Origin of the sequence: Qipengyuania rhodophyticola (assembly GCF_042493225.1) — a bacterium.
Classification (GTDB): domain Bacteria; phylum Pseudomonadota; class Alphaproteobacteria; order Sphingomonadales; family Sphingomonadaceae; genus Erythrobacter.
Genome location: NZ_CP170454.1, coordinates 2,455,378 through 2,482,243, shown reverse-complemented (window position 1 = coordinate 2,482,243; position 26,866 = coordinate 2,455,378). Strand labels below are relative to the sequence as shown.

At 57.7% G+C, this 26,866-nt stretch carries 31 protein-coding genes and 1 tRNA gene; 23 read left to right on the top strand and 9 right to left on the bottom strand.

Translation table 11 applies throughout. The annotated features are described in order from the left end of the window. Nucleotides 1-44: 44 nt before the first annotated feature. The 4 genes from ACFCXQ_RS11885 (at nucleotide 45) to ACFCXQ_RS11870 (ending at nucleotide 2,179) form a co-directional block, all read left to right on the top strand. Nucleotides 45-800: a F0F1 ATP synthase subunit A gene (locus ACFCXQ_RS11885; protein WP_379554656.1), complete on the top strand. Its 756-nt coding sequence runs from the start codon at nucleotides 45-47 to the stop codon at nucleotides 798-800. A 40-nt stretch (nucleotides 801-840) separates the two neighbouring features. Next, nucleotides 841-1,068 carry a F0F1 ATP synthase subunit C gene (locus ACFCXQ_RS11880; protein WP_040964046.1) on the top strand — a complete coding sequence of 76 codons (228 nt, stop codon included), beginning with the start codon at nucleotides 841-843 and terminating at the stop codon, nucleotides 1,066-1,068. An 87-nt stretch (nucleotides 1,069-1,155) separates the two neighbouring features. Next, a complete protein-coding gene (locus tag ACFCXQ_RS11875) occupies nucleotides 1,156-1,647 on the top strand; it encodes an ATPase (RefSeq protein WP_379550831.1) in 492 nt (163 codons plus the stop codon). Beyond that, complete coding sequence (locus ACFCXQ_RS11870) at nucleotides 1,640-2,179, top strand: hypothetical protein (protein WP_379550829.1); 540 nt, start codon at nucleotides 1,640-1,642, stop codon at nucleotides 2,177-2,179. Before ACFCXQ_RS11875 ends, ACFCXQ_RS11870 begins: the two co-directional genes overlap by 8 nt. Nucleotides 2,180-2,275: 96 nt before the next feature. Here ACFCXQ_RS11870 and ACFCXQ_RS11865 read toward each other — a convergent pair whose 3' ends face one another. The 6 genes from ACFCXQ_RS11865 to aroA form a co-directional block, all read right to left on the bottom strand. Then, entirely contained in the window at nucleotides 2,276-3,250 is a 975-nt protein-coding gene (locus tag ACFCXQ_RS11865) for an NADPH:quinone oxidoreductase family protein (RefSeq protein ID WP_379550828.1), read from the bottom strand. Between the two features lie 6 nt (nucleotides 3,251-3,256). Continuing rightward, complete coding sequence (gene gloB, locus ACFCXQ_RS11860; RefSeq protein WP_379550826.1) at nucleotides 3,257-4,012, bottom strand: hydroxyacylglutathione hydrolase; 756 nt, start codon at nucleotides 4,010-4,012, stop codon at nucleotides 3,257-3,259. Between the two features lie 101 nt (nucleotides 4,013-4,113). Continuing rightward, nucleotides 4,114-5,817, bottom strand: a complete 1,704-nt coding sequence (gene rpsA / locus ACFCXQ_RS11855) for a 30S ribosomal protein S1 (protein ID WP_379550824.1) — start codon at nucleotides 5,815-5,817, stop codon at nucleotides 4,114-4,116. Nucleotides 5,818-6,156: 339 nt separating this feature from the next. Next, nucleotides 6,157-6,780, bottom strand: a complete 624-nt coding sequence (locus ACFCXQ_RS11850) for a (d)CMP kinase (protein WP_379550822.1) — start codon at nucleotides 6,778-6,780, stop codon at nucleotides 6,157-6,159. Continuing rightward, nucleotides 6,777-7,043, bottom strand: a complete 267-nt coding sequence (locus ACFCXQ_RS11845; RefSeq protein ID WP_379550820.1) for a CBU_0592 family membrane protein — start codon at nucleotides 7,041-7,043, stop codon at nucleotides 6,777-6,779. The genes ACFCXQ_RS11850 and ACFCXQ_RS11845 overlap by 4 nt, the downstream gene beginning before the upstream one ends. Next, a complete protein-coding gene (gene aroA, locus ACFCXQ_RS11840; protein WP_379550818.1) occupies nucleotides 7,040-8,356 on the bottom strand; it encodes a 3-phosphoshikimate 1-carboxyvinyltransferase in 1,317 nt (438 codons plus the stop codon). Before aroA ends, ACFCXQ_RS11845 begins: the two co-directional genes overlap by 4 nt. Before the next feature lie 191 nt (nucleotides 8,357-8,547). Here aroA and ACFCXQ_RS11835 point away from each other — a divergent pair, with 191 nt between their 5' ends. The 12 genes from ACFCXQ_RS11835 (at nucleotide 8,548) to ACFCXQ_RS11780 (ending at nucleotide 18,124) form a co-directional block, all read left to right on the top strand. Continuing rightward, the gene (locus ACFCXQ_RS11835) at nucleotides 8,548-8,871 is read left to right on the top strand and encodes a TIGR02300 family protein (RefSeq protein ID WP_379550816.1); all 324 of its coding nucleotides are present in this window, start codon (nucleotides 8,548-8,550) and stop codon (nucleotides 8,869-8,871) included. 86 nt (nucleotides 8,872-8,957) lie between these two features. After that, nucleotides 8,958-9,033 (top strand) — tRNA-Ala (locus ACFCXQ_RS11830). Between the two features lie 200 nt (nucleotides 9,034-9,233). Next, complete coding sequence (gene ffh, locus ACFCXQ_RS11825; protein WP_379550814.1) at nucleotides 9,234-10,736, top strand: signal recognition particle protein; 1,503 nt, start codon at nucleotides 9,234-9,236, stop codon at nucleotides 10,734-10,736. Between the two features lie 35 nt (nucleotides 10,737-10,771). Continuing rightward, entirely contained in the window at nucleotides 10,772-11,314 is a 543-nt protein-coding gene (rpsP, locus tag ACFCXQ_RS11820; protein ID WP_379550812.1) for a 30S ribosomal protein S16, read from the top strand. A gap of 8 nt (nucleotides 11,315-11,322) precedes the next feature. After that, nucleotides 11,323-11,835, top strand: coding sequence for a ribosome maturation factor RimM (gene rimM / locus ACFCXQ_RS11815; protein ID WP_379550810.1), 513 nt, complete (start codon nucleotides 11,323-11,325; stop codon nucleotides 11,833-11,835). Between the two features lie 5 nt (nucleotides 11,836-11,840). Next, nucleotides 11,841-12,422: a glycine-rich domain-containing protein gene (locus ACFCXQ_RS11810; protein ID WP_379550809.1), complete on the top strand. Its 582-nt coding sequence runs from the start codon at nucleotides 11,841-11,843 to the stop codon at nucleotides 12,420-12,422. After that, a complete protein-coding gene (locus ACFCXQ_RS11805) occupies nucleotides 12,422-13,240 on the top strand; it encodes a TIGR04222 domain-containing membrane protein (protein ID WP_379550807.1) in 819 nt (272 codons plus the stop codon). Before ACFCXQ_RS11810 ends, ACFCXQ_RS11805 begins: the two co-directional genes overlap by 1 nt. A gap of 22 nt (nucleotides 13,241-13,262) precedes the next feature. Further along, nucleotides 13,263-14,213 (top strand): carbon-nitrogen hydrolase family protein, encoded by a 951-nt coding sequence (locus ACFCXQ_RS11800; RefSeq protein WP_379550805.1) that lies wholly within the window; start codon nucleotides 13,263-13,265, stop codon nucleotides 14,211-14,213. Then, on the top strand, nucleotides 14,210-14,614 hold the full coding sequence (locus tag ACFCXQ_RS11795; protein WP_379550803.1) for a hypothetical protein: 405 nt from the start codon (nucleotides 14,210-14,212) through the stop codon (nucleotides 14,612-14,614). Before ACFCXQ_RS11800 ends, ACFCXQ_RS11795 begins: the two co-directional genes overlap by 4 nt. Further along, nucleotides 14,611-15,309: a tRNA (guanosine(37)-N1)-methyltransferase TrmD gene (trmD, locus tag ACFCXQ_RS11790; RefSeq protein ID WP_379550801.1), complete on the top strand. Its 699-nt coding sequence runs from the start codon at nucleotides 14,611-14,613 to the stop codon at nucleotides 15,307-15,309. The genes ACFCXQ_RS11795 and trmD overlap by 4 nt, the downstream gene beginning before the upstream one ends. A 41-nt stretch (nucleotides 15,310-15,350) precedes the next feature. After that, a complete protein-coding gene (gene rplS, locus ACFCXQ_RS11785) occupies nucleotides 15,351-15,719 on the top strand; it encodes a 50S ribosomal protein L19 (RefSeq protein ID WP_379550799.1) in 369 nt (122 codons plus the stop codon). 95 nt (nucleotides 15,720-15,814) lie between these two features. Beyond that, entirely contained in the window at nucleotides 15,815-18,124 is a 2,310-nt protein-coding gene (locus ACFCXQ_RS11780; RefSeq protein ID WP_379554654.1) for a S9 family peptidase, read from the top strand. Here ACFCXQ_RS11780 and ACFCXQ_RS11775 read toward each other — a convergent pair. Next, the gene (locus tag ACFCXQ_RS11775; protein WP_379550797.1) at nucleotides 18,108-18,986 is read right to left on the bottom strand and encodes an alpha/beta fold hydrolase; all 879 of its coding nucleotides are present in this window, start codon (nucleotides 18,984-18,986) and stop codon (nucleotides 18,108-18,110) included. The genes ACFCXQ_RS11780 and ACFCXQ_RS11775 overlap by 17 nt on opposite strands. Before the next feature lie 81 nt (nucleotides 18,987-19,067). Between ACFCXQ_RS11775 and ACFCXQ_RS11770 the strand changes: the two genes are divergently transcribed. The 7 genes from ACFCXQ_RS11770 to rimK all read left to right on the top strand — a co-directional run bounded on the left by ACFCXQ_RS11770 (nucleotide 19,068) and on the right by rimK (nucleotide 24,511). Beyond that, nucleotides 19,068-20,093 (top strand): aspartate-semialdehyde dehydrogenase, encoded by a 1,026-nt coding sequence (locus ACFCXQ_RS11770; RefSeq protein WP_379550795.1) that lies wholly within the window; start codon nucleotides 19,068-19,070, stop codon nucleotides 20,091-20,093. A gap of 31 nt (nucleotides 20,094-20,124) precedes the next feature. Then, a complete protein-coding gene (locus ACFCXQ_RS11765) occupies nucleotides 20,125-20,775 on the top strand; it encodes a 2-hydroxychromene-2-carboxylate isomerase (protein ID WP_379550793.1) in 651 nt (216 codons plus the stop codon). Further along, nucleotides 20,739-21,527, top strand: coding sequence for an alpha/beta fold hydrolase (locus ACFCXQ_RS11760; RefSeq protein WP_379550792.1), 789 nt, complete (start codon nucleotides 20,739-20,741; stop codon nucleotides 21,525-21,527). The genes ACFCXQ_RS11765 and ACFCXQ_RS11760 overlap by 37 nt, the downstream gene beginning before the upstream one ends. Next, nucleotides 21,524-22,045 carry a hypothetical protein gene (locus ACFCXQ_RS11755; RefSeq protein WP_379550790.1) on the top strand — a complete coding sequence of 174 codons (522 nt, stop codon included), beginning with the start codon at nucleotides 21,524-21,526 and terminating at the stop codon, nucleotides 22,043-22,045. The genes ACFCXQ_RS11760 and ACFCXQ_RS11755 overlap by 4 nt, the downstream gene beginning before the upstream one ends. A gap of 66 nt (nucleotides 22,046-22,111) precedes the next feature. Further along, nucleotides 22,112-23,140 (top strand): YncE family protein, encoded by a 1,029-nt coding sequence (locus ACFCXQ_RS11750; protein ID WP_379550789.1) that lies wholly within the window; start codon nucleotides 22,112-22,114, stop codon nucleotides 23,138-23,140. Beyond that, the gene (locus ACFCXQ_RS11745; protein ID WP_379550787.1) at nucleotides 23,140-23,595 is read left to right on the top strand and encodes an ATP-dependent zinc protease family protein; all 456 of its coding nucleotides are present in this window, start codon (nucleotides 23,140-23,142) and stop codon (nucleotides 23,593-23,595) included. Before ACFCXQ_RS11750 ends, ACFCXQ_RS11745 begins: the two co-directional genes overlap by 1 nt. A gap of 10 nt (nucleotides 23,596-23,605) precedes the next feature. Then, the gene (gene rimK, locus ACFCXQ_RS11740; protein WP_379550785.1) at nucleotides 23,606-24,511 is read left to right on the top strand and encodes a 30S ribosomal protein S6--L-glutamate ligase; all 906 of its coding nucleotides are present in this window, start codon (nucleotides 23,606-23,608) and stop codon (nucleotides 24,509-24,511) included. 8 nt (nucleotides 24,512-24,519) lie between these two features. Here the strand turns inward: rimK and ACFCXQ_RS11735 are convergent, their stop codons facing one another. Together ACFCXQ_RS11735 and ACFCXQ_RS11730 are read right to left on the bottom strand one after the other, a co-directional pair. Further along, complete coding sequence (locus tag ACFCXQ_RS11735) at nucleotides 24,520-25,290, bottom strand: SDR family NAD(P)-dependent oxidoreductase (RefSeq protein WP_379550783.1); 771 nt, start codon at nucleotides 25,288-25,290, stop codon at nucleotides 24,520-24,522. After that, entirely contained in the window at nucleotides 25,287-26,723 is a 1,437-nt protein-coding gene (locus tag ACFCXQ_RS11730) for an AMP nucleosidase (RefSeq protein ID WP_379550781.1), read from the bottom strand. Before ACFCXQ_RS11730 ends, ACFCXQ_RS11735 begins: the two co-directional genes overlap by 4 nt. Nucleotides 26,724-26,866: the final 143 nt, after the last annotated feature.

Genomic DNA, 26,866 nt, shown 5'->3' with positions numbered 1-26,866 from the left:
ATTAGGGACTTTCTGTGACAGCCGAACCGGCCAAAGTCGACCCGATGAAGCAATTCGCAATCGAGCCAGTAATTGGCGCGAATTGGGAAGTTGCTGGGTTCAACATCGCGTTTACAAACTCTGCGATGTGGATGCTCATCACCACGGTGGTGCTCTTTGTGTTCGTCCTTGGCGGGATGAAACGCCAAGTCGTGCCCGGTCGCTGGCAGATGATGGTGGAAACCTTCACCGGCTTCATCGACGATATGCTTGAGGCGAACATCGGCAAGGGCGGGCGCAAGTACCTGCCTTACGTATTCAGCCTGTTTATGTTCATCCTGATCGCAAACTTGCTCGGCCTGCTGCCGCTTGGCCTCGTCGGCGTGCATCCGTTTACCTTCACCAGCCACTTTACCGTCACCGGCGTGCTCGCGATTATCAGCTTCTCGATCGTTCTCATCGTTGGCTTCTGGAAGCATGGGTTGAAGTTTTTCACCCTGTTCGTGCCACATGGAACGCCGCTGCCCATGATCCCGGTTATCTTCCCGATCGAACTCATCTCATTCCTGGTTCGCCCGTTCAGCCTCGCATTGCGGCTATTCGTTGCCATGATGGCGGGCCACGTTCTGCTCAAAGTGCTGTCGAGCTTTGTAATCGACGGCACTAACGCGGGCCTCGGTTTTGGCCTCTTGGTCGGTCTCCCTAGCTTCATCCTGATGATCGGCATTAGCGCGCTGGAGATTTTGGTCGCCGGCATTCAGGCCTATGTTTTCGCTCTTCTGACGTCGCTGTACATCAACGACGCTGAACATCTTCACTGATCTTTTTTCACGATTTTCAAGTTTTTAAAGGAGTTTTCAAATGGAAGTAGAAGCTGCAAAGCTCGTCGGTGCAGGTCTCGCCGCTATCGGTGCTGGCATGGCCGCAATTGGCGTGGGTAACGTCTTTGGTTCGTTCCTTGAGAGCGCGCTGCGCAATCCAGGGGCTGCAGACGGTCAGCAAGGCCGCCTGTTCATCGGCTTCGCTGCTGCTGAGCTTCTCGGCCTGCTGGCGTTCGTCGTTGCGATGATCCTGATCTTCGTCGCCTAATGATTGCTTGACAGGGTCGGGATGAGGTTTTCTCGCTCTGACCCTGACAAGCTGGTTTCTTTTGCGATGCGTAAAGAGCTCTAAACAATGCCTCAGATAGCCCAGCTAGCAGAGACATATTCCAGTCAGGTTTTCTGGCTGCTTGTGTTCTTTGGCTTCACCTTTTTCGTTATTGGCCGCGGTATGGTGCCCAAAGTGATGGACACCGTAAATCTGCGCGACAAGCAGATCGCTGATGATCTTGCTGCTGCGCAGGCTGCCCGTGATGCTGCTGATGAACAGGAAGAGGCGTGGCGCGTTCGCGAGAATGAAAACCGCGCCAAGGCTCAGGAGATCGTAGCGAAGGCGAAAGCTGACGCAGCTGCGAAGTCTGAGAAGAAGTTGGCAGCGGCTCAAAAGCGTCTCGACAAAAAGCTCGATGAGGCTGAGGCACGCATTGAAACCGCTCGCGGTGAAGCGCTGGCTGAGGTGGAAACTGTTGCGGCGGATGCTGCGCAGGACATCGTCTCGCGTCTCACCGGTGTCAAGATCACCAAACCAGCAGCCGCGAAGGCTGTGAAGGCGGCGATGCATGGCTGATATGATGTTTATCCTAGCCGCAGGGGCAGAAGGCGCTGCTGTAGCCGCTGAACCAAGTTTGTGGGGCCTCAAGCCCTACCAGTGGGTGTCGATCTCGATGGCTGTGTTGATCGCGATCTTCGTTTGGAAGAAAGTGCCCAGTTTGATCACGGGCGGGCTCGACAATAAGATTGCCGAAATCAAGCAGCAGCTTGATGAAGCAAAGAACTTGCGAGCCGAAGCAGAGGCTCTGCGCAAGGAATATGCTGACAAGATCGCTGGTGCTGAAAAAGATGCTGAGGCGATGATCGAAGGTGCTCAAAGCGAGGCGGATGCGATTGTCGAGAAAGCGGAAGCTGACAGCAAGGCGATGGTCGAGCGCCGCAAGCGCATGGCCGAGGACAAGATTGCCGCTGCAGAGCGCGATGCGATCGAAGATGTTCGCAACCGCGCGGCTCTCGCTGCGACAACGGCGAGCAAGGTGCTGATCGCGGATAAGCATGATGCAAAGGCTGATGGCAAGCTCGCTGATGAGGTTATTGCTGGGCTGTGAGGTCTGCGAAAGGCTGATGGCGATTGATAGAGGCGGCCCCAGGGTCGCCTTTTTCGTGTGGGAAACCTAGCGAAGGTTTGGCTCGCCAATACCATTCTAAGGTTCGAAGATGACCTTTCCGACGATCTCACCGCGCTGCATTGCCTCAAATCCCTCGCGCCATGCGCTGAGCGGCAGTTTGCGGTCAATGTGCGGGGTAATGCGCCCTTCGACTGCCATTTGATCAAGCGTCTCCATGATCCGTTGCCCTTGGTCCGGGAAACGGCGGCTATATTCGCCAGCGCGCACACCGACCACGGAGAAGCCCTTGATCAGCGGGATATTGACTGCAATCTCGGGAATGCGGCCCGCGACAAAGCCCACCACCAGCAGTTTACCGCCAAAGGTGACACAGCGCGTACTTTCATCGAAGATCTCGCCGCCGACCGGATCGAACACGAGATCGCAAAGCCGTCCATCGGTGAGCTCGGCCACTTGCTCGCGAAACCGTCCGCGATTGACGATTGCGGCCTCGGGCGCAGCGATTTGGCGCAAGGGTCCGAGTTTTTCCTCGCGGTGTGACGCTGCAATCACCTTCGCGCCATGTGCTTTCGCAAGATCGCAGGCAGCAAGACCTACGCCGCCGCTTGCACCGTGGACGAGGACGGTTTGTCCGGCCTCCAGCTGCCCAAGCTCGACCAGCGCGACATAGGCGGTCTGATAGGCGGCGCCCATGGCCGCTGCGGTTACGAGATCGAGCTGCTCGGGGACTTTGCGGACATTTCGTGAGGGTAGGACGACCAGTTCGGCCATCCCCCCGGTCTTCGCGCCGCCAACCACGCGGTCTCCCTGCGCGAAACCGCTTTCAGGATCCGCTGCGACAACTTCGCCCGCAAGCTCCATCCCAGCCACAAAAGGTGGTTCAGGTTTGAACTGATATGAGCCGCGCGTCATCAATAGGTCAGGGTAATTGAGTGAGGCCGCGCGCACTCTCACCAGCACTTCGCCTTCGCCTGGAACTGGATCAGGCAGCTCCATCAGCTCGACGCCAGACATGTCGCCGCTCAACTGGCTGACCTGCAATGCTATCATGCGGGGCTAGAAATTGTCTTTGCCCGCACGCAGGGCCGCAAAAGTCTGGGCAGGCGTGTGACCGCCCCATTTCGCGGCGAGCACTGGATCGTCAGCGCGCAAGAACGGGTTCGTCGCAAGTTCGCGCGAGAGCACGGTCGGCACAGTTGGCTCATCCTTCGCGCGCTTTGCATCAATCTCAGCGACATAGCTCTGCAAGGCTGTGTTCTCCGGGTCTGCGTGGATCGCGAATTTCGCGTTGGCCTGCGTATACTCATGAGCGCAATAGAGCGTAGTGTTGGCGGGCAAAGCCTTGATGCGAGAGAGGCTATCCCAGAACTGATCGGGCTGGCCTTCAAACATCCGTCCGCAGCCCAGCGCAAACACGCTGTCTCCCACAAAGGCCACGCCAGCTTCCGGCATATGGAAGGCGATATGGCCATTTGTGTGGCCTGATACGTCAATGACATGCGCAGTGAAGCCGCCCAGCGACACAGTGTCACCATGTGTGAGGACGCGGTCGATCTTGGAAATCCGCTCGACCTCAGCCGGGGCCACAATAGTCGCGCCGCTTGCCGTGACGATATCCGCATTCCCGCCCGCGTGGTCCGGGTGCCAATGGGTGTTCCATATCTGCGTTATGGTCCAGCCTTTGGCCTCGGCCTGTTTCAGATACTCGGCCGCATCGGGCGTATCGATTGCTGCGGTCTCTCCGCTAGCGGGATCGTGGACTAGAAATCCGTAATTATCGGACAGGCACGGGAACTGGTGAATCTCAATCATGCGTCCACTCTATGCTTCTTGCCCGCTCGATGGAAGACAAAGAAAAGGCCCGCCTGCATCGCTGCAAACGGGCCTTCCTAATTTGTGCGGTGAAAGCGGGCTTAGTCGCCTTTCTTCAGCGCTTCGCCGAGGATGTCGCCGAGTGATGCACCCGAATCGGATGAACCGAACTGCTCCACAGCTTCCTTCTCTTCGGCGATCTGACGCGCCTTGATCGAGAAGTTTGGCTTCTTCGAACGGTCGAAGCCAGCAACCATTGCGTCGATCTTTGCGCCGGCTTGGAAGCGATCAGGACGTTGCTCGTCGCGGTCGCGGCCAAGATCGGTCCGCTTGATGAAGCCGGTTGCGCCGTCTTCGCCAACTTGCACTTCGAGGCCGCCATCGCGAACTTCGAGAACAGTGACAGTAACAACCTGACCTTTGCGCAGCGCGCTTGTGTCGCCGCCATCCGCGCTTGGAGCACCTTTTTCGAGCTGCTTCATGCCGAGGCTGATGCGCTCCTTATCGGCGTCCACGTCGAGAACGATCGCTTCGACTTCTTCACCCTTGCGGTGCAGGGCGAGGGCGTCTTCACCCGAAATGCCCCATGCGATGTCTGACATGTGGACCATGCCGTCCACGTCGCCATCGAGGCCAATGAACAGGCCGAACTCGGTAGCGTTCTTGACTTCGCCATTGACCTTGCTGCCCACTGGGTGCTTCTCGGCAAATTCTTCCCAAGGATTGCCTTGAGCTTGCTTTAGGCCGAGCGAGATTCGGCGCTTATCCGAATCCACTTCGAGAACCAGAACATCGACTTCCTGGCTTGTCGAAACGATCTTGCCAGGGTGAACGTTCTTCTTGGTCCAGCTCATTTCAGAGACGTGGACAAGGCCTTCAATGCCAGCTTCAATCTCAACAAATGCACCATATTCGGTGATGTTGGTGACTGTACCGGTGAGCTTCATGCCGAGCGGATATTTCGCTGCGACACCGTCCCACGGATCGCTTTCCAGCTGCTTCATGCCGAGGCTGATGCGCTGCGTCTCTTCGTTGATACGGACGATTTGGACAGTCACAGACTGGCCGATTTCGATCATTTCGCTCGGGTGATTAACGCGCTTATAGCTCATGTCAGTGACGTGGAGCAGGCCGTCAATGCCGCCCAGATCAACGAACGCACCATAATCGGTGATGTTCTTGACTACGCCCTCGATAACCTGACCTTCGGCAAGCTTGTCGATCAGCTCGCTGCGCTGCTCTGCGCGGGTCTCTTCCAGAACAGCGCGGCGTGAGACAACGATGTTGCCGCGGCGACGGTCCATTTTGAGAATTTGGAATGGCTGCGGCATATCCATCAGAGGAGCGACATCGCGCACGGGACGGATATCGACTTGTGAGCCGGGCAGGAACGCTACAGCGCCGTCGAGGTCGACAGTGAAGCCACCTTTGACACGGCCAAAGATGCGGCCTTCGACGCGGGCGTTCTCGCCAAACTCGTTTTCAAGCTTGTCCCAAGCAGCTTCGCGGCGGGCGCGGTCGCGGCTGAGCATGGCTTCGCCATCAGCGTTTTCAACGCGGTCAACGAAAACCTCGACTTCATCGCCAACATTGGGCGCGGTCTCATTTTCGGAGCGTTGGAATTCTTTAAGATCAATGCGGCCTTCGCTTTTGAGGCCCACATCGATCATCGCGATGCCATTTTCGATTGTCGTAACAGTGCCTTTTACAACGCGGCCTTCAAAGCCGCCGTCGTCTGCACCGCCAAGTTGTTCGTTAAGTAGCGCTTCGAAATCGTCGCGCGTAGGATTGGCAGAAGTAGCCATATGGTTGGTAGTCCTAAATCATGTTTGCTACCGGCCACCGGTTCATCCGGGGTCTTAAACTGTCTCCGCCGCACTATTACGGTGGCTAACAGGGCAAGAGGGCCGTGTTCCGCATGGGGCCGGATGCCATCATGCAGGTTCGTGAAATCCGATAGATTGCAAGAACGGACGCGCGCTTAGGCCGGAAGACGCGAAATAGCAAGGTATTTAGGGCGTGGCGGTTTCTTGTTTGCGCACTCGCCTCCGCGAGCGCGATATCCTCGCTCATGCGACCTGAGGGCCGCGTCGCTGCGGGCGGGCAGTCGCCCTTGCGGATCATCGGGAATGACCCGTTCAGTGCTAGCCGGATAGTCGTGCGTTAACTGCCTCGATCGCGGCTGCAATCGCTTCGTCCTTGTCGAAATGTGTGGTGTCAAAGATCATCGCATCTTTCGCAGGCACCAGCGGCGCATCCATGCGGTTCATATCGCGGGCGTCGCGGCGAGCGAGATCTGCCTCGATTTCTTCAAGCGTTGCGCTTTCGCCGCGTCCGACCATCTCGGCATGACGGCGAACTGCCCGCGATTGGACAGATGCGGTGACGAATAATTTCGCATCAGCCTCGGGCACGATCACAGTGCCAATATCGCGTCCATCGAGCACAGCGCCACCTGCTTGCTGTGCGAAGGCGCGCTGGCGCTCGAACAGGGCTTGCCGCACTTGTGGGTGGACAGAGGCGCGGCTCGCAAGACTGCCCGAGCCTTCCGAGCGTAATACATCATCGGCGAGCAAGCTTTCGGGGAAGTCGCATGCTGCGAGCGCGTCCGCAGCATTATCCGCATCTCCGCCGTTTAGCGCGACCTGCCGGCCAACCGCGCGGTAGAGCAGGCCAGTGTCGAGGTGTGGGAGGCCAAAATGCCCCGCAAGTGCTTTGGAAATGGTGCCTTTGCCCGAGGCGGTAGGGCCATCGACGGCGATAATCATGTGGAGGCCTCAGCTCGTTTCGTGCGGAACGCCTTCCACAGACCAAAGATCGCGATTGCGGCCCAAAAACCTTCTAGCACAAGGCTGGGCCAATTGGTGTGTACCAATAGCGAGACCGTCAGGAGCGCCGCGCCAGTCAAATTGGTGCCATGTAGGACAAATGGGTTGGGCTCGTCTTTGAGCGTTAGATAGGCGTAGGCGGCGATGATGCAGGCCGTGCCGACAAAGCCAATGATTGAATAGATATCGAGCGGGGTGCTCATGCCGATGCTCCGCTCAGCAGGTCCATGAAATTCGGAAAGCTGGTAGCGATGGGATCAGTGCTGTCTACCTCCACGCCGCCGCTGCTCGCAAGCCCCGCAATCGCCATGCTCATCGCGATCCGGTGGTCGAGATGTGTTGTCACTGGCGCATCGCTGGTGCCGTGCAGAGGTTCACCGCCGCTGCCGGCAATTTCCAGCCCATCATCATGCTCTTCCACCTGAGCGCCTGCGAGCCGCAGCGCATCGGCCATCGCGGTTAGCCGGTCGCTTTCCTTGACGCGCAATTCTTCGAGGCCGGTAGTGGTGGTAGTGCCATTAGCCAAAGCTGCTGCGACAAACAGCACGGGAAATTCGTCAATCATCGCAGGTGCAATCGCTGGACCAACAGCAATGCCCGTGAGCTGTGAATGGCGCACACGAAGATCAGCGACAGGCTCGCCGCCGACTTCGCGCGCGTTCAGCTCTTCGATTGAACCGCCCATTTGGCGTAGAACTGTGATGAGGCCTGCACGTGTGGGGTTGAGGCCGACATTTTCGATCACCAGATCGCTGCTAGGTACAAGTAGCGCCGCAACTATGAAAAACGCAGCGGATGAGGGGTCTCCTGGGACTTCGATGTTGCACGGGGTCAGATCACATGGACCGCTCATAGCTATATGTCGCTCTCCGTCCGCTTCCTCGACGGTAATCTCTGCACCAAACCCTTTCAGCATACGCTCAGAGTGGTCGCGGGTAGGCACCGGCTCAATCACCTTCGTAATCCCTGGCGTATTCAATGCAGCGAGCAGCACCGCGCTTTTCACTTGCGCACTGGCCACGGGCAGGCGGTAGGTGATCGGAACGGCAGGTTCGCAACCATCCATCATTAGCGGGAGCGTACCGCCAGGCGAGGGCGTGAACTGCGCACCCATTTGCGAGAGAGGTTCAATCACGCGGCCCATCGGGCGGCCAGAAAGGCTCGCATCTCCCGTAAACGCAGCTGTGATGCCGTGGCTTGCGAGCAGACCCATCAGAAGCCGCGTGGAGGTCCCGCTGTTACCCATATCAAGCGCGCCCTTGGGCTGCAGCAATCCGCCGACGCCGACGCCGTTGACGCGGTAAGTTCCGTCATCCTCGCGCACAATGCTGGCGCCCATTTGCCGCATCGCCTCAGCTGTAGCGAGGACATCTTCGCCCTCCAGCAAGCCAGTGACCCGCGTCTCGCCAATCGCCAGTGCGCCTAGCATCAGGGAGCGATGACTGATCGATTTGTCTCCGGGCACGCGGATGCGGCCTGTGAGCGGGCCATTTGAAGAGAAGCGGTGAGCGGTCAAGAGAAGCGAAATCCTGCGTAAGAGAGATGTTAAAGCGAGCGCGTCTTTGACAGTGCCTCTGCGTTCTGGCAAGGCGCCGCGCCAATGATGTGCTTGTGATTCCACGCCCTTGAATGCGAGGATGCCAGCACCCATCAAGAGACACAAAATTTTGCGCGCCTTAGATGGCGCAGGACAATCAAGGATTACACATGGTCAAACCAGAATGGGGCACGAAGCGGACTTGCCCGAAATGCGGTACACGCTTTTATGATTTGACGAAGGAAGAGCCTGTCACCTGCATCGAATGCGGTGAAGAGTGGTTCCCTGAGCCAGTTCTGAAGTCCAAGCAGCCAATTCCTTTTGAGGAAACTGGCAAGAAGAAAGAAGGCGAGGCGGATAGCGACCTGGCCGATGATGATCTGGAAAACATCGACGAGGAAGAGGATTCACCGGATAATGAGGTGGATCTAGGCGGCGATGATGACCTTGGCGTCTCCAAAGGCAAAGGCGATGATGAGGCCGATGAGACCTAATTAGCGCTTGCGTTGCGTGGGTGCCGTGTATATCGGCTCGCAACCTAATATTGGAGTGCTTTGCGGCGCTTCGAACATGAATGATTGGGGCCTTAGCTCAGCTGGGAGAGCGCAACACTGGCAGTGTTGAGGTCAGCGGTTCGATCCCGCTAGGCTCCACCATTCGAACCAAACAAGTCGGTTTAACGACCGCACGCTGGCCAACGAGGTTTCGTTCGCCGGCGTTTTTCGCGTTTAGTCCGCCTCGTTGCGGGAATTGAGAAGGGAGTTTTCCAGAAAAAGTGGCAGCCACTTTTTCGGTTCGGAAAGCGACCAGATAGAATCGAGCGAGGGCGTAAGCCTGAGTGAGGAGTTTGAAGACGATGTTTGACAATCTGTCCGACCGTTTAGGCGGCGTCTTTGACAAGCTCAAAGGGCGCGGGGCGCTGTCCGAACAGGATGTGCGCGATGCGATGCGCGAAGTGCGTGTGGCTTTGCTCGAAGCAGACGTTGCTCTGCCTGTTGTTCGCCGTTTTATCGACTCGGTGACTGAGAAGGCGATTGGTTCAGAAGTTCTGAAATCGGTCACGCCAGGTCAGCAAGTCGTCAAAATCGTCAATGACGAACTGGTTGATATGCTGGGCGGGAAAGAGGTCGAAGGGCTGATCCTCGAAGCCAAGCCGCCTGTGGTTATCATGATGGTTGGCTTGCAAGGGTCCGGTAAAACCACGACCACGGCAAAGCTCGGCAAGCTGCTGCGCGAGAAGCACGGCAAGAAGTCGCTGATGGCTTCGCTCGACGTTAACCGTCCGGCGGCGCAGGAACAGCTGGCGGTGCTGGGCGAGCAGGTCGAGGTGGCAACACTCCCGATCGTCGATGGCCAGCAACCCGTTGATATTGCGCGCCGCGCTATGGATTCGGCGAAGCTACAGGCGTGCGATGTGCTGCTGCTCGATACGGCAGGCCGCCTGCATGTCGATGAAGCGCTGATGGCGGAGATGAAGGCTGTTTCCGGAGTTTCTTCGCCAACCGAAGTGCTACTGGTAGTCGACAGCCTGACGGGTCAGGACGCGGTCAATGTCGCGAAGAGCTTTACTGATGAGGTCCCGCTAACCGGCGTTGTCCTGACACGTATGGATGGCGATGCACGCGGCGGTGCGGCGCTGTCGATGCGGCATGTCACCGGCAAGCCAATCAAATTCGCCGGTACTGGCGAGAAGCTCGACGAAATTGAAGCGTTTGATCCAAAGCGGGTGGCAGGCCGCATTCTGGGCATGGGCGACATTGTCAGCCTGGTTGAGAAGGCCGCAACGACGATCAAGGAAGAGGACGCCGAGGCGCTCGCCAAGAAGATGGCGAAGGGTCAGTTCGACCTCAATGACCTTGCCATGCAGCTCAAGCAAATGCGCAATATGGGCGGCCTTGGCATGCTGGCGAACATGATGCCGGGCATGAAGAAGGCCAAGGCGGCGATGGCGGCCTCTGACATGGATGACAAGGTTCTGGTGCATATGGAGGCGATTATCGGCTCTATGACACCCAAAGAGCGCGCCAATCCCAAGCTGATGAATGCCAAGCGCAAGCGGCGCATAGCAGCGGGTAGTGGGACGGATGTTCCGCAGATCAACAAGGTGCTAAAAATGCATCAGGAAATGGCCCGCGCGATGAAGCAGATCAAGAAGATGGGCGGGCTCAAAGGCCTCGCATCCATGTTTGGCGGCGGCGGTGGAGGCCTCGGCGGCGCAATGGGCGGCGGTATGCCAGGTATGGGAGGCGGCGGAATGCCTGGTCTGCCCGGAATGGGAGGCGGCGCAGGTGGTAAGGGGCCTAGTGTCGACCCTGATACGCTCCCCGACGACCTCAAAGATTTATTGAATAAGAAGTAATTTTACAGATATTTGGACTGGAAAGGTAATACAAGATGGCAATTGCACTTAGGCTCTCGCGCGGTGGCGCGAAAAAGCGTCCTTACTACCGGATCGTGGCTGCTGACAGCCGCAAACCGCGTGATGGTCGCTATCTCGAGCAAATCGGCGTGTACAATCCGCTGCTCGCGAAGGATGACGAGAAGCGCGTCCAGCTGGTCGAAGACCGCGTGCGCTACTGGCTCGGCGTTGGCGCACAGCCTTCTGACCGTGTTGCTCGTTTCCTCGATGCAGCTGGCATTCGTGAGCGCGCCGCGCGTAACAACCCGAACAAGGCCAAGCCGGGCGAGAAAGCGACTGAGCGCGCTGAAGAGAAGGCTGAGAAGGCCGCAGCCGCCAAGGAAGCCGAAGAAGAAGCGAAGAACGCTCCTGCTGAGGAAGATGCCAAGGTAGAAGAAGCTGCAGCTGAAGAAGCACCAGCAGAAGCAGCTGCCGAGGAAGCGCCTGCTGAAGAAGCAGCTGCTGAAGAAGCACCGGCCGAGGAAGCAGCTGCTGAAGAAGCACCTGCAGAAGACGCAGCCGAAGAAAAGTCTGAGTAATTTCAGATATGACTGACACGCCCGTTACGCTGGCCGCCATTACCGGCGCGCATGGCGTGACGGGCGAAGTTCGTCTCAAGCTCTTTGGCGAGGGCTGGGAAGCTCTCAAAGCTTATAGGAGCATCAATGTGGGCAAAGAGGGCGCGCAGGATCAACGCGCGCTCACTCTTAAGAAAGTCCGCAGCGACAACAGGGGCGGGGCAGTCGCCCGCTTTGTCGAGGTCACGGGTCGCGGCGATGCGGAAAAGCTGCGCGGCTCTGTGCTGTCTATATCGCGCAAAGACTTGCCCGAGCTTGAAGAGGGCGAATTCTATTATTCCGACCTGATGAACCTTGCCGTGGTGACAGACACTGGCGAGCCCGTTGGGCGCGTGCTTGCTGTGGCGAATTACGGCGCGAGTGAAGTGGTCGAGATCGAAAAACCAGATGGCAAGAAGTTTATGGTTCCGCTCAGCAAAGACGCGGTGCCAAGCTGGGATGAGGCGCAATTAGTGATTGCGGAGGAATTTTGGGATAGGTGAACCTTATGGACGCCGCACCATCCCATTTTCCTGATACCCCGCTGGGAAGGCGGCTCGCGCCTTACGAAATTGGCCCGCCTGACGCGGAATTCTCATTTGCTTATCGGTTGTCTCGCGAAAACCGCTGGGACGACGAATACACAGGCCGCGTAATCGTTGAATATAAACGCTTTTGCTATCTGGCCATGGCTGCGCAGGAGGCGCTGGGGCATGACGTCACGCCATCCGATGCCGTCGATCAGGCGTGGCATCTCCACCTCACCTATTCGCGTGATTACTGGCAGCGATTTTGCCCCGATATACTGGGCGCTGAGTTTCACCACGGTCCCACCGCTGGCGGCACGGCGGAACGCATGCGCTACTACGAGCAATATGCCGCCACACTGAAATTCTACGAGGAGACGTTCGGCGCTCCGCCGCCGGACGATATCTGGGCGCCCGCTGCGCGCCGCTTCGGCGTCGATCCTATGGGTTTTCGCATTAACCCCGCTGATGTTATCGTCCTGCCTCGCAAACACGCGTGGCCAGCTTTCGTAATTACATTTACAGTAATCGTGTTCGCGCTTTGGGCAGGAGGAGTACACTAATGGAGTTCTTCACAAGCTATACTGGCAGTGACTTTTTGGTGTTTTATGGAGGCTTGCTGGCCGCGGCGGTGGTAGCGGGTTTTTGGATCCCCACTTTCTTGCGTGAAGAGGGCCGCTCTGGCGTACTCACTGACGCAGAAGAGCTTGCCTTCCTTGCTGGCGGTAAAACGCGATTTGTCGACGGAGTGCTGGCTGGCTTGCTGGGGCGCGGCGCGTTGAGCATTGAGAGCAAGGATAGGTTGACGGTTGCGCAGACGCAGGCGGGCGAAACCGCTGCCGAACGCGCGGTGCTTGGCTCGGTTGGCTCAGTGAAATGGTCGGATGCCAAGCGCGTACTCGATGGCTATGAAGAGCGGATCGAACAATCGCTGGTTGCGAAAGGCCTGATGATCGCGCCCGGTGATCGTCTTTCATTCCGACTTATTCCTGCGCTGCCTTACATTTTCATTCTTGTGCTGGGCTATTACCGTATGCAGGCCGGTACCGAATTGGGTGAGCCGACCGGCTTCCTCGTCGCGCTAATGATCTTGACAGCAGGGTGCATGCTCATTCGTATGGCTGCTCTCAATCCGCGGACCCAAGCTGGCAATAGAGCGCTCAAAGACGCGCAAGAGCAACACAAGCGGCTGAAAAGTGCTCCGACACAGAATGAGTATGGCCAAGCGGTCGGCCTTTACGGAACGGGCGTTTTGGTGGGGACGCCTCTCTTCGCCTATCACAGCATGCGTCAGAGCAGCGGCGGAGATAGCGGGTCGGGCGGTGACAGCGATGGAGGCGACGGCGGCTGCGGCGGCGGCTGTGGAGGTTGCGGTGGCTGAGATGCGCGCCTAAGCGGCCCTCATGAACACACTCAACGTAGCAATCGTACAAGCCGCACCGATCCCATTGGCATTCGGCCCGGGTATAGAAAAAGCCACAAAGCTTGCGCGCGAGGCTATTGATGGCGGTGCTCAGCTCGTCGCATTTGGTGAGACATTTCTGGGCGGGTATCCGCTGTGGCTGGATGAAGCACCGGGTGCGGCGCTGTGGGATCATCCGGGCAGCAAAGCATTACACCGGATCATGCTGGATCAGGCTATTGTTCCGGGCGATGAGCGGCTGCTGCCCTTGCAAGAACTCTGCGATGAAACTGGCGCAGTAATTAGCATTGGCGCGCACGAACGGGTGCGGCAGAGCCTCTATAACAATCAGATGACCTTCCGCCCCGGCCTGCCTGTGCTTGATCACCGCAAGCTGGTGCCGACGCATGGCGAGCGGCTGATCTGGATGCGCGGCGATGGCTCGACGATTGGAGCGCATCAGGCGGAGTGGGGCCGGGTGGGCTCGCTGATCTGCTGGGAGCATTGGATGCCGCTGGCCCGCGCGGCGATGCATAATCTGGGCGAGAATGTGCATGTGGCCGCATGGCCTACGGTGCGCGAGGAATATGGCATTGCAAGCCGCCATTATGCCATGGAGGGGCGCTGTTTTGTGCTTGCCGCAGGGCTGGTGCAGTCAAAGGCGGATTTGTTTGAAGGATTGGATCTGGCCGGTGGCTCAGATGAGGCGCGCGAGCTAATCGAAACGATAGACAGCGATGTGCTCAATCGCGGCGGCTCGATGATTATCGCTCCCGATGCGAGCATTGTCGCGCAGGCAGGCGAGGGCGAAGAAATCCTGCATGCAGAGCTTGATCTGAGCATGATCGGCGAGGGCCTCGCCAGCCTCGATACCGATGGTCACTACTCGCGGCCTGATGTGTTTAAATTGAGTGTTGATACAAGGGCGAAGGATGGGGTGACGTGGGGATGAGCGCCACCAAACTAATCGCCGCAGCGGTTGGTGATGCTCCGGTGAACCAATTCTCGACCAGCGATTCATCTCAACATTGGGTTGATTTGTTGGCATCAGCGCTTGACGGAATGATCTTGCTTCCGTTTGCGTTACTTTTCGTATGGGGCGTTCATCGACTTACTCTAAACCGCTGGTTTCCTGTTACCGCAGCATTAGCCACGGTCTTCGCTATAGTTGCGTCGGTAATGATACACGACCACATCGCTCCGATTTTCGGCTACAGCGATAAGATCCTTGAGATGTTTGGGCTGGGGCGGTTCTGGTACTTGCTTATGCCCGCCATTCTCATTTCCTTTGGGGGTGCGTTAGCGCTTGCATGGTGGTGTAAGCGTCACCAGCAGAGTGTGGCCTCCAAATGACCTTCGCTGCGACCATTCTGACCCTCTACCCTGAGATGTTCCCTGGACCGCTGGGTGCAAGCCTAGCGGGAAAAGCGCTTGAGCGCGGGGATTGGTCGCTGGACACGGTTCAAATCCGCGATTTCGCGACTGACAAGCACAAGAATGTCGATGACACACCCGCTGGTGGCGGGGCGGGCATGGTGCTGAGGGCGGATGTGCTCGGCGCGGCGTTGGATTCTGTCTTGGGTTCCCAAGCTCCCATTCTCGCCATGACGCCGCGCGGGAAACCGATCACGCAGACCCGTATTCGCGAGATCGCCGCCGGTCCCGGCGTCACCATTTTATGCGGCCGGTTTGAGGGCTATGATGAGCGTCTGTTCGAGGCACGCCCGCAAATTGAGCAGGTCAGCCTTGCCGACATCGTGCTGTCGGGCGGAGAGCCCGCTGCGCTAGCCATAGTTGATGCTTGCATTCGCCTGCTTCCCGGAGTAATGGGCGCGCCTTCTAGCGGGACTGAAGAGTCGTTCGAGGACGGCCTCTTGGAGTATCCGCAATATACCCGACCTCAGGAATGGGAAGGGCGCACGATCCCTGAAGTGTTGCGATCGGGGGATCATGCGAAAATCGCGGCGTGGCGAAAGCAGCGAAGCGAAGACGATACACGGTTACGCAGGCCGGACCTTTGGGAACGTTATACGGACGTTCGGGACTGATCTGCCTCTGGCGCGCAACGGACATATAAGGAACCGGACCAGTGAACCTGATCCAGCAAATCGAAGCCGAAGAAATCGGCAAGGTAGAAAAAGAGATTCCCGATTTTCGCGCAGGCGACACAGTACGTGTTGGCGTGAAAGTCATCGAAGGCAGCCGCGAGCGTATTCAGAACTTTGAAGGCGTTTGTATTGCCCGGACAAACCGCGGCATGGGCAGCAACTTCACTGTGCGCAAAATGAGCTTTGGTGAGGGCGTGGAGCGCGTCTTCCCACTCTATGCGCCAATCGTGGACAGCATCACCGTGGTCCGCCGCGGCGTGGTGCGCCGCGCGAAGCTGTACTATCTGCGTGGCCGCACCGGTAAGCGCGCGCGTATTGCGGAACGCCGCGAGAACTCGCCTAAGGCGTAAGCTACCGTCCACATATGGATTTGACGAAAGGGCGTTCCGGGTTAAACCGGGGCGCCTTTTCTTTTGTGCCTACCAAACAGGATGATGACATTGCCATGCGCCATTTGCTTGCCGGACTTTCGATACTCGTCGCCTCACCAGCCTTGGCGGAGGAGCCTACGATGAGCGGAACTAAAGCCGGCGATCTAACCTTTGAACGCGTGTTCGCGAGCCCCGACCTTAACGGGCCGACACCGCGTCAGGCGAAGCTGTCGCCCGATGGCCGCTATCTCACCCTGCTGCGCAACCGCGACGATGACCGCCAGCGATATGACCTTTGGGGCTACGACCGTGAGACTAAACAATGGTCGATGCTGGTCGATAGCGAGAAGCTGGGCACAGGACGCGAATTGTCCGAGGATGAGAAGATGCAGCGCGAGCGCGCGCGGGTCGGCAATCTGAAGGGTATTATCTCATATCAGTGGGATAAAACGGGTGAGGGGATATTGGTTCCGCTGGATGGGGATTTGTATCTGGCCCGTATTGGCGGTGAAGTCACGCGTTTGACCGATACTGAGGAAAGCGAGCTCAATCCGTCGCTTAGTGCTACCGGAGAATATGTGTCTTTCGTGCGGGATCGGCAGCTATGGGTTGGCGAGACAGGCAGCGCAGCCAGCCCCATAACGCCCAAGGAAGAGGGCGAGGCCATCCGCTGGGGTGAGGCTGAGTTCGTCGCCCAGGAAGAAATGGCGCGCCTCACCGGCTATTGGTGGAGCCCTGATGACAGCCGCATCGCTGTCCAGCGCACTGACGAAGAACGTGTGGGCATCGTGACCCGCGCTGCTATCGGCGCGACCGGAACGCGGGTTTTTGATCAACGCTATCCTGTGGCGGGCAGCGACAATGCGATCGTTGAGTTGTTTGTGATGGACCCTAGCGGAGAGAACCGGGTTCAAGTCGACCTGACGAGCAATCAGGATCCGGCACATTATAACACCGATGATCCGACCGATTTCTATCTTGCTCGCGTCGATTGGGCTCCCGATGGCAGCGCGCTTTATGTGCAGCGTCAGAACCGCGAGCAGACGGTGATGGATGTCCTCAAGGTCGATCCGCTGACTGGTAAAGCCGAAGTGCTCTTCACAGAGCACGCTGCAATGGAGGATTATTGGATAAACCTCTCAGACGATTACAAGTTTTTGAAGGACGGAAGCCTGCTGTGGTGGTCAGAGAGAGACGGCTACGGTCACTTTTACCACTATCTGCAAAACGAAGAGGGAAGTCTGTTTCCCTTCCAGCAACTCACAAACGGCAAGTGGGTTGTCACTGATCTCGTTGGCGTAGATCAGCATGCGAGGAAGGTGTTCTTCCTAGCGACACGGGACGACGTTCTGGAGCAGCATGTTTATGCGCTCGATCTGGATTGGGTAACAGGCGGCCCTCCGGGGTATGAGAATATTACACGCCTCACGGAGCGCGGCTTTACCCATTCGGCCAGCATGGACGGCGAAGGCAAGACTCTACTGATCTCGCGGTCTGGCCCAGATCAGCCTACGCAAAGTTATATCGCGGATAGCAGCGGCAAGCGTCTCGCTTGGCTGGAAGAGAACGCCCTCGACGCAGGCCACCCTTACGCGGCCAATTTGGCCAGTCACCGGGCACCTCAATTTGGCACCATCAAAGCGGCAGACGGCGAGACCGATCTCTTTTACAAAATGATCACTCCAGAGATGGAGCCGGGCAAGCGCTATCCGGTGTATTATTATCATTACAGTGGACCTGGTCCCCAGATCGTGAATCGCGCTTGGGGCGGGGCGCTGGAGCAGGCGATTGTTGATAAAGGCTACATCTATTTCGAGCTCGATAATCGCGGCACAGCCAATCGCGGCGTGGCATTTGAACAGCCACTATACCGCGCGATGGGCGGCGTTGAAGTTCGCGACCAGAAGAAGGGAGCTGAATTCCTCAAAACTCTGGACTTCGTCGACCCTGACAAGATCGCCATCGATGGCTGGTCATATGGCGGGTATATGACGCTCAAGCAGCTACAGGCTGATCCTGGGCTCTATGCAGCAGGTATTTCGGGCGCACCCGTCACAAAGTGGGAGCTGTATGACACCCATTATACCGAACGTTATATGGGCACGCCCCAGAATGACATGGAGGCCTATGAAACCGCCTCAGCAATCCCTGACGCGACGAAGGTGACTGATCCCCTATTGATCATTCACGGCATGGCGGATGACAATGTGGTGTTCGAGAATGCGACTGAGATCATCGCGGCGATGCAAGAAGGCAATGTGCCCTTTGAGATGATGCTGTACCCCGGTTACACGCACCGCGTGGCGGGGGAAAAGATCTCACCGCATCGCTACAATAGTGTGTTCCGTTTTCTTGAGGCGCATGGGGTTACGCCGCCGGAGTAACTCCTCGCGCGAGCCATTCCAGCACCTTGCTACCGACTTCTGCGGGTGCTTCGACTTGCGGATAATGCCCAACAGTAGCGATCAAATGGTGACGCGCTGCAGGCAAAACCTCGCGCCAGCGGTCGTAGGCGTGCTTGCCTGACACCGGGTCAAGCGCACCATTGATCAGGCCAATCTTCTCCTGCGCGTTTACCAGCGCCGCTTCCCAGCGGGTTTTATGCGTCACCCGGTCGCCAATATAATGCAGCAGCTTATGCGTGATGCGGTTTCCGCGGTTATGCGCGATAAATTCCCAGAAAATATCGAGCTCTGCCTCACTTGGCTGTGTATAAGGCCCGAAGACTTCTGAAAAACTGGTCCCAAAACTCTTGCGGCTCATCAGCAAGCCGACAAGAAAGCCGAGCGGCGAAATACCCAGCTTCTGGATCGGGCGAGGGCGGTGCTGGTCGGGGAAAATCCCGCCGTTGAGGAAGATGCATTGATTGAGGCCCGCAGCACTTTCACCCCCAAGCTGCCGTGCGAGCAATTCCTGGCCGACAGACACACCATAATCATGCACCAGAGCGTCAAATTCTTTGATGCCCAGATGTCCGAGCAAGGCCTCTTGCAAATCGGCCTGACGATGGATCGAATAGCCAGAGCGCGGCTTGCTCGACAGACCAAAGCCCAGCATGTCACATGCGATAAGCCGGTGCCCTGCCTCTAGCTGGCGCCAGATCGGGGTCCAATCCCAAGCGCACGTTGGGAAGCCATGGACCAGCAGCAACGGTTTGCCTGATCCGCCGACCCAATAGGCAATTTGGTGGCCCTGAAAGTCGAAATGTCTAGCATCTTCGCGCCATGCCAGCATATCGCGGATCATCGACTTCCCCCTTGCCAAGCGACGTTAAGCGCGGCAGCGGGGAGTGCAAGCCTTGTTTGAGGCGATTTTTGGAGAATTTAAGTGGGTTATCGGGTGGCCGTTGTGGGCGCGACCGGCAATGTCGGACGCGAATTGATGCAAGTCCTGGCGGAGCGTGAGTTTCCTTGTGACGAGATCACGGCGGTCGCGAGCAGCCGTTCGCAAGGCAGCGAAGTTGAATTTGGCGACACGGGCAAAATGCTCAAATGCCAGAATATCGAATATTTCGACTGGACAGGCTGGGATATTGCTTTGTTTGCTGCGGGCTCTGGCCCAGCCAAGGAATATGCGCCCAAGGCCGCCGCTGCTGGCTGTGTGGTGATCGACAATTCATCGCTTTACCGCATGGAGCCGGACGTTCCTCTGATTGTGCCTGAGGTAAACCCTGAGGCGATCCACGACTATTCCAAGCGCAACATCATCGCGAACCCCAATTGCTCTACCGCGCAGATGGTGGTGGCGCTGAAGCCGCTCCATGATGTGGCGACAATCAAACGCGTGGTCGTCTCGACATACCAATCGGTTTCGGGAGCCGGTAAGTCGGGCATGGACGAGCTATTCAACCAAAGCCGCGCAATCTTTGTCGGTGATCCAGTGGAGCCAGTGACATTCACCAAACAGATCGCCTTTAACGTCATTCCGCATATTGATGTCTTCCTCGACGATGGGTCGACCAAGGAAGAGTGGAAGATGGTGGTCGAGACGAAGAAGATCATGGACCCCAAGATCAAGCTGACTGCAACGTGCGTTCGTGTGCCCGTTTTCGTCGGTCATTCTGAAGCTATCAACATCGAATTTGAGCACGAGATTTCTGCGGAGCAGGCACAGGAAATTCTGCGTGAAGCGCCGGGCTGCATGCTCATCGATAAGCGTGAGGACGAGGGCTATATAACACCTGTGGAGAGCGCTGGCGACAGCGCGACCTATATCAGCCGCGTGCGTGAAGACCCTACGGTCGATAATGCGCTCAACTTGTGGTGCGTCTCAGATAATCTGCGCAAGGGCGCAGCGCTCAATGCGGTGCAGATTGCGGAGCTGCTTGGGCGCGAATGCCTCAAAAAGGGGTGACGCGGCGAGGGGAGTGCGGCAGTAAGGCTGAATGACACTTACCGCCGATCTCTATTTCAGCTTTCGTTCGCCCTATTCCTATCTTGCGGTCGGGCGATATCGCGCGATGGCCGAGGAATATGATCTCGACATTGCCCTGCGCACAGTGTGGCCGATCGCGATCCGCGATCCCGACTTGCTGTTTACCGGCAATCCGGCGGCGCCGATGTATATTCTAAGAGACTCGATGCGGGCCGGCGAGTTTCTGGGCATTCCCATCCGTTGGCCGCGTCCTGACCCGGTGGTGCAGGATCTTGCGACCCGTGAGATAGCCGAGGATCAACCGCTTATTCGCCGCATCTGCCGGATGGGTCAGGCCGCGTCACGGCATGGCCATGGATTAGCTTTTGCCGATGAAGTCTCGCGCATCATCTTTTCAGGCGAAGTGGATGACTGGCATGAGGGCGATCACCTCGCGGGCGCAGCTGCGCGTGCTGGACTAGATATTGCGGAGCTGGAGGCGGAAGCGAAGCGCGATGCGGCGGCTCTTGATGCCGAAATCGCCGCAAACCAGGATGCGCTCGAGGCGGCCGGTCACTGGGGCGTGCCGACTTTGGTTTTCAATGGCGAGCCATTCTTTGGCCAAGATCGCATCGACATGGCCAAATGGCGGATGGAGCAGGCGGGGCTGGCAAAGCGGTGAAGACTGAACATTTTGAAAGCTTCGATGGAACGCAGCTCGCGATCCACCGAATGGGCGCAGGTAGACCTCTGATCCTGCTTCATGGGCTGTTTTCAAGCGCGCAGATGAACTGGACCAAATGGGGTCATGACGTCACGATTGCGGAGACTGGCCGCGAGGTCATCATGCTCGACTTCCGCGTGCATGGTGAGAGCGAGGCTCCGCAAGATCCGGCGAAGTACCCGCAAAATGTGCTGGTGCGTGATGTCGCGGCGCTCGTCGATCACATCGGGCTGGCAGATTACGATCTCGGCGGATTCTCTCTCGGTGCGCGAACATCGCTGCATGCGGTCGCGCAGGGCATTCTGGAACCTGCGAGGCTTATCGTAGGCGGAATGGGTACAGCAGGGCTTGGCGAGTGGCAGAAGCGCGCGAATTTCTTCAAACGCGTGATTGACGAGTTCGATAGCATCGGGCGCGATGATCCGGCCTATTTCTCCATGCAATTCCTCAAATCGCAAGGCGTGGACCGGGTTGCAGCGCGGCTCTTGCTTGATGCGATGCCGGACATGGACCTCGCGGAGCTTGCAAATGTCACGATGCCCACGCTGGTCGTTTGCGGAGACGAGGACCGCGACAATGGCAGCGCAGAGGAGCTTACGGCGATGTTGCCTAGCGCGACCTTCACCGAGGTCCCCGGCGCGCATATGTCGAGTGTCACCAAGCCTGATCTCGGCCGCGCGATGGCGGATTGGCTCGGCGGATCATTATGACAGTCTCCAAGCGTACTGCGATTATTTGGTGGGTCGGCGGGTTGGTCGCTTTTGCGGTTACGCTTTACCTCCACATGCCTCTTGTTACCGAGGGTGTGCCTGAGGGCATCATGGAGCATCAGCGCGCGCCAGATGCGATCACTGTTGATGCTATCCAGAACTCATGGGCCATGGATGGATTGTCGCGAACTGCGATGATAGCGATGATTTCCGACCTTATCTTCATCGGGATTTACGGCGTCGGCTGCGTGCTTGCGGGGCTGCATTATCGAGCGCATGCGTCACAGCTGTTGCGCGTTCTAGGTTGGGGCGCGCTCATTTCTGGCGTAGTCTTTCTGCTGACGGACTACGGCGAAACGATTAGCCAGCTTATCCAACTTATGCGATCTTCCGGAGATGATCAGCTTGCTCACTTCGCCTCAACTGTAAGGCCGATCAAAATGTTGACTTGGATAAGCGGCTTTCTGACCGTTTTGGCGGCGTTGCTGATTGATCATTTTTCAGCGAACACCGCTTGATCCGCGCGATTAACGAGTTCAATTATTGGGCTCACCGCATCGACGAATCTGAGAGGATCGCGTCCCATGAAATTTAGCCGTTCACTGATCAAAGGATCGCTTCCCTCGATTGCTGCTGCGTTGCTTGTCAGCTGCAATAGCATTGCCGATGTCGCTCCCCCGCCAGAGCCGTACGTAAACCCCGCTTTTAACGTCCTCTATGTAACGAATAAATTTGGCAACAGCCTGTCGGTGGTCGACCTTGTCAGCGGCAAGGAAGTGCGCCGGATCGACACCTGTACCAATCCGCATGAGTTGGCATTATCGCCGGGCGGTGAGTACCTCGCGGTGGCGTGTTACGGCGGGACGACGGTCGACATATTTGCTACTGCTCGGCTTGCGCGTATCGCCAGCATTGATCTGGGTGAGAATGCCCGTCCGCATGGCATCATCTGGCATGAGAATGGCTCAATTTATGCGACTGCAGAAGGACGCAAATCGGTGTTCTGGATCCGCAATCCCGCGGGGAATGCCGAAAAATTCGAATATGGCACCGGCAAAGAGGGTAGTCACATGCTGGCCGTCTCCCCGGATGGGAACACTGCTTGGACCACCGATTTAGGATCTAAAACGGTGACACGGGTCGATCTGAAGACTCGGCGCGCGCCGCTGTCGGTGACTGTAGGCGAGGAACCGGAGGGCATCGCGCTCTCGCCGGATGGCGGGATGCTGTGGGTTTCAGCGCGTGGATCGGACAAAGCCTTCGCGCTTGACCCACAATCAATGGAAGTACGCGCAGAACTTGATACTGGCGACTTTCCACTACGCCTTGCAATCCGCCCGCAAGGCGATTTTGCGGTTACCTCTGATCTTGCAGACGGCGGCCTGACAGTAATCGATCTGGGCGAGGGGGAGGTTATCCGCCAGATCCCCGTAAGCAGCCGCGAGGAGGCGCAAACTCGTTTCCAAGTCACGATCCTTTGGTCGGATGATGGCGAGCGGATTTATGTCGCGGAAACCGGCACTGACACGATCGCCGAGGTGGACTTTGCTAGCGGTACGGTTTTGCGGCGTTTGGAAGTGGGCGATGGCGGCGATGGCTTGGCGATCAAATAGTGAATAGGGCGAAAATTTTACCCGTCGTCGGATGGCGCGAGCTGGTTCAGCTGCCGGATCTCGGCCTGTCTAACATTCCTGCAAAAATCGACACGGGCGCGCGCACATCCTCCCTTCATGGCGAGGTCGTTGAAGAGTTTGAGCGCGAGGGCAAACGCTACGTGCGCTTCCTAGTCGACTACGATGGGGAACCGCATGAGTGCGAGGCCGTTCATGTCGATATCCGCGGGATTACCAGCTCAAACGGCGAGACACAGCGGCGCTACGTAATCAAGACACCGCTGATTATTGGCGATGTACGGTTTCGTGCGGAGATCACTCTGGCGGATCGCTCCAGTATGAAGTTCCCAATGCTGATCGGGCGTTCCTCTCTACGCCGCCGTTTCCAAGTTGATAGCGGATATTCCTGGCTGCAAACGCCTGGAATGGACGTCAAGAAAGGGCACAAGCCCTAAGGAATTCTCCATGAAAATTGCGATGCTTGCCCGAAACCCTAACCTCTATTCGCATAGACGATTGGTGGAGGCGGCTGAGGAGCGCGGGCATACGCTCGATATTCTCAACACCACCCGCTGTATCGTGAACATCGCTAGCCACCGGCCGACTGTTACATATGAAGGCAAGACTCTGACGGGTTACGAGGCCGTGATCCCGCGGATTGGCGCCTCGATCACCAATTATGGCCTTGCTGTGCTGCGCCAGTTTGAGGTGCAGGGCGTCTGGCCGCTCAATGAGAGCGTGGCGATTGGTCGTAGCCGCGACAAGCTGCGCTCAATGCAGATCCTTGCGAAGCACGGGCTTGGGCTGCCTCTGACCGCCTATGCCAATGACCCCAAGGCTGCAGAAGAGATCATAAAGGCGGTGAACGGCCCGCCCGTGGTGATTAAACTGCTTGAGGGCACGCAGGGCATTGGCGTGGTTCTGGCCGAGACGATGAGCAGCGCGAAGTCTGTGATTGAGGCATTTCGCGGGGCCAATGTGAATATTCTGGTGCAGGAGTTCATTAAAGAGGCGGGCGGCACGGATATCCGTGCGCTTGTGGTTGGCGGCAAAGTAGTCGCAGCGATGAAGCGCACCGGCGCGGCGGATGATTTCCGTTCTAACCTACATCGCGGTGGCAGCGCAGAAGTGATCAAGATCACCCCTGCCGAGCGTTCAACGGCGGTGAGCGCTGCTCGCCGGATGGGCCTGAATGTATGCGGCGTTGATATGCTGCGTAGCAATCATGGCCCGGTAATTATGGAGGTGAACTCCTCACCCGGGCTGGAGGGTATTGAGAAAGCAACGGGCAAAGACGTTGCAGGCCAGATTATCGACTTTGTGACCACCAATGCGAAGGCATGGCGAACTAAGACCAAGGGGCAGGGGTAGTGCGCCGCTTACGCGTTTCTTGCCATTAGCCCACCATCAACGGGAATGATCGCGCCAGTGATATAGCTTGCTGCCGGCAGGACCAGCGACAAGGTTATATGCGCGACCTCTTCCGGATCGCCATAGCGGCGCAGAGCGGTGCGACGTTTGGCATAGATTTCCTTGTGCTCATCAGGCACGGCATCGGTCATCGCTGTACGGATGGGGCCAGGGCAGATGCAATTGACGGTGATCCCTTCCTTGCCCAGATCGACCGCTAGGCCTCGCGTTAGACCCGTTACGCCGGTTTTGGCTGCGACATACGGCGTATCCCCAGGTGTTGCGCCAAGCCCCTCAGTCGAGGCGATGTTGACGATCCTCGCTGCATCGCTTTGGCGCAAATGGGGAAGGGCGGCGCGCACCATGCGCTGTTGGCCAGTTAGCATAATGGTAAGCGCGCGTGCCCAGACGTCTTCATATGCGTCACCAGCGTCCAGAGGCGCGAAGCTTGAGACTCCGGCATTGTTTGCGAGGATGTCGATCCCGCCGAAATGCTCGGCAATTTGGCCTACTACGCGGGCGATTGCTTCTGGGTCTGCCACATCGAGAGCGAAACCCTTTGCCCCGTTGCCACATGTTTCGGCTACTTTGTCGCAGGCGGCTTGATCAAGGTCTGTAACGGCAACTTTCGCTCCTTCAGAAGCGAACAGTTCGGCCGTTGCACGGCCCATACCGCTCGCTGCGCCGGTTATGATCGCGACGCGGCCCGCGATTGAGCGTGAGAGCTTCGGACTGCTCACCTAAACGGAGGCTCGTTAAACGCGCGCAGTTTCCGGCTGTGCAACCGGTCGCCTTCGTCGCGCAGGCGTTTGCACGCCTCCAGGCCGATTTGAAGGTGGGCCGCGATAGCTTGCTCGTAGAACTGATTGGCCTGACCGGGCAGTTTGATCTCCCCATGCAGCGGCTTGTCAGAGACGCACAGCAGCGTCCCATATGGCACGCGGAAGCGATAGCCCTGCGCGGCGATGGTCGCGCTTTCCATCTCGACCGCAATTGCGCGGCTTTGCGAGAAGCGCAGCGCTGTCGTCGAGTAGAGAAGTTCCCAATTGCGATCATCCGTAGTCACAACTGTGCCTGTGCGCATTCTCTGCTTGAGGTTTGCACCCTGAACGCCGGAAACTTCCTCGGTTGCGCCGGCAAGTGCTTGCTGTACCTCGGCAATCGGAGGGATCGGGATTTCTGGCGGTAGAACTCCATCCAGCACATGATCATCGCGCAAATAGGCGTGAGCGAGCACAAAATCGCCGATCTTTTGACTGGAGCGGACCCCGCCGCAGTGGCCAATCATCATCCATGCATGGGGGCGCAAAACGGCCAAGTGATCGCAGATTGTTTTAGCGTTGGACGGGCCGACGCCGATGTTGACCAAGGTGATCCCTCGGCCATCCTCACGAATGAGGTGATAGGCGGGCATTTGGTGCCTGCGCCACGCCGTATCGGAGAGTTGGCTGTGCGCGGAGGCTGTGTTTGACTGGATATTCAGCCCGCCAGCGCCCGTAAGCGCGACATAGCCATCTTTGCCAATCTGCTGCGCGCCCCAGTCAACAAATTCATCGACATATCGGTGGTAATTGGTGAACAGTATGAAGTCCTGAAAGTCCTCAACACGCGTGCCTGTATAATGCGCAAGCCGGGCTAGCGAATAGTCCGTACGCAGCCCATCAAACAACGAGAGCGGCATGTCTTCGCCTGGCTCCACTTCGAGCGCGTCGGCAATCTCATCGCCAATCAGCGCGAGGTCGGTTGAGGGGAAGTGCTGCGCGATATCTTGCGGTGCGATGCCAACCATGGCCGCGCCCGCTTCGCCGTCAAGCACATAGGGAAAGGGTATCTCCTGCCGCGAGCGCCCAACGGTAACATCGACCTCATACTCCTTAGAGATGAGGCCCAATTGCTCGGTCAAATAGGACGCGAAGAGATCAGGACGGGTGATCGTGGTCTTGTACGTCCCCGGCTCTTCCAACCGGCCAAAAGCGCGGCTACGGTCCTTTGGCTCACCAACACCGGAGTAGCGCAATATCAGTTCGGGGTAGGCGTAACTGCCGTCTGTGCGCTTGCGCGCGGGGGGAACGGTGCCATCGCGGCCAAAGGTCATCACGTCTTCGCGAAGCGAGGTGACTGCTGCGTCGTAAGTCTGCTGGATTTGCTCCAGAATTATTTCAATTGATTTCATACTTGGGGAGTTAGACCTCTCTTGCGGAATTTCAAAGACATCTGACGCGAGAAATTGTGTGACAGTGCGGCGGTCCGGCGCGCGGCATAGACTTCGAACACAAAAAAGGCGCGACCCCCGAGAGGCCGCGCCCTTTAAAGAGG

Coding starts and splice junctions, on each gene's coding strand:
- ACFCXQ_RS11885 (WP_379554656.1), top strand. CDS start 45: ATGAAGCAATTCGCAATCGAGCCAGTAATTGGCGCGAATTGGGAAGTT.
- ACFCXQ_RS11880 (WP_040964046.1), top strand. CDS start 841: ATGGAAGTAGAAGCTGCAAAGCTCGTCGGTGCAGGTCTCGCCGCTATC.
- ACFCXQ_RS11875 (WP_379550831.1), top strand. CDS start 1,156: ATGCCTCAGATAGCCCAGCTAGCAGAGACATATTCCAGTCAGGTTTTC.
- ACFCXQ_RS11870 (WP_379550829.1), top strand. CDS start 1,640: ATGGCTGATATGATGTTTATCCTAGCCGCAGGGGCAGAAGGCGCTGCT.
- ACFCXQ_RS11865 (WP_379550828.1), bottom strand. CDS start 3,250: ATGATAGCATTGCAGGTCAGCCAGTTGAGCGGCGACATGTCTGGCGTC.
- gloB (WP_379550826.1), bottom strand. CDS start 4,012: ATGATTGAGATTCACCAGTTCCCGTGCCTGTCCGATAATTACGGATTT.
- rpsA (WP_379550824.1), bottom strand. CDS start 5,817: ATGGCTACTTCTGCCAATCCTACGCGCGACGATTTCGAAGCGCTACTT.
- ACFCXQ_RS11850 (WP_379550822.1), bottom strand. CDS start 6,780: ATGATTATCGCCGTCGATGGCCCTACCGCCTCGGGCAAAGGCACCATT.
- ACFCXQ_RS11845 (WP_379550820.1), bottom strand. CDS start 7,043: ATGAGCACCCCGCTCGATATCTATTCAATCATTGGCTTTGTCGGCACG.
- ACFCXQ_RS11835 (WP_379550816.1), top strand. CDS start 8,548: ATGGTCAAACCAGAATGGGGCACGAAGCGGACTTGCCCGAAATGCGGT.
- ffh (WP_379550814.1), top strand. CDS start 9,234: ATGTTTGACAATCTGTCCGACCGTTTAGGCGGCGTCTTTGACAAGCTC.
- rpsP (WP_379550812.1), top strand. CDS start 10,772: ATGGCAATTGCACTTAGGCTCTCGCGCGGTGGCGCGAAAAAGCGTCCT.
- rimM (WP_379550810.1), top strand. CDS start 11,323: ATGACTGACACGCCCGTTACGCTGGCCGCCATTACCGGCGCGCATGGC.
- ACFCXQ_RS11810 (WP_379550809.1), top strand. CDS start 11,841: ATGGACGCCGCACCATCCCATTTTCCTGATACCCCGCTGGGAAGGCGG.
- ACFCXQ_RS11805 (WP_379550807.1), top strand. CDS start 12,422: ATGGAGTTCTTCACAAGCTATACTGGCAGTGACTTTTTGGTGTTTTAT.
- ACFCXQ_RS11800 (WP_379550805.1), top strand. CDS start 13,263: ATGAACACACTCAACGTAGCAATCGTACAAGCCGCACCGATCCCATTG.
- ACFCXQ_RS11795 (WP_379550803.1), top strand. CDS start 14,210: ATGAGCGCCACCAAACTAATCGCCGCAGCGGTTGGTGATGCTCCGGTG.
- trmD (WP_379550801.1), top strand. CDS start 14,611: ATGACCTTCGCTGCGACCATTCTGACCCTCTACCCTGAGATGTTCCCT.
- ACFCXQ_RS11780 (WP_379554654.1), top strand. CDS start 15,815: ATGCGCCATTTGCTTGCCGGACTTTCGATACTCGTCGCCTCACCAGCC.
- ACFCXQ_RS11775 (WP_379550797.1), bottom strand. CDS start 18,986: ATGATCCGCGATATGCTGGCATGGCGCGAAGATGCTAGACATTTCGAC.
- ACFCXQ_RS11765 (WP_379550793.1), top strand. CDS start 20,125: ATGACACTTACCGCCGATCTCTATTTCAGCTTTCGTTCGCCCTATTCC.
- ACFCXQ_RS11760 (WP_379550792.1), top strand. CDS start 20,739: ATGGCGGATGGAGCAGGCGGGGCTGGCAAAGCGGTGAAGACTGAACAT.
- ACFCXQ_RS11755 (WP_379550790.1), top strand. CDS start 21,524: ATGACAGTCTCCAAGCGTACTGCGATTATTTGGTGGGTCGGCGGGTTG.
- ACFCXQ_RS11750 (WP_379550789.1), top strand. CDS start 22,112: ATGAAATTTAGCCGTTCACTGATCAAAGGATCGCTTCCCTCGATTGCT.
- rimK (WP_379550785.1), top strand. CDS start 23,606: ATGAAAATTGCGATGCTTGCCCGAAACCCTAACCTCTATTCGCATAGA.
- ACFCXQ_RS11730 (WP_379550781.1), bottom strand. CDS start 26,723: ATGAAATCAATTGAAATAATTCTGGAGCAAATCCAGCAGACTTACGAC.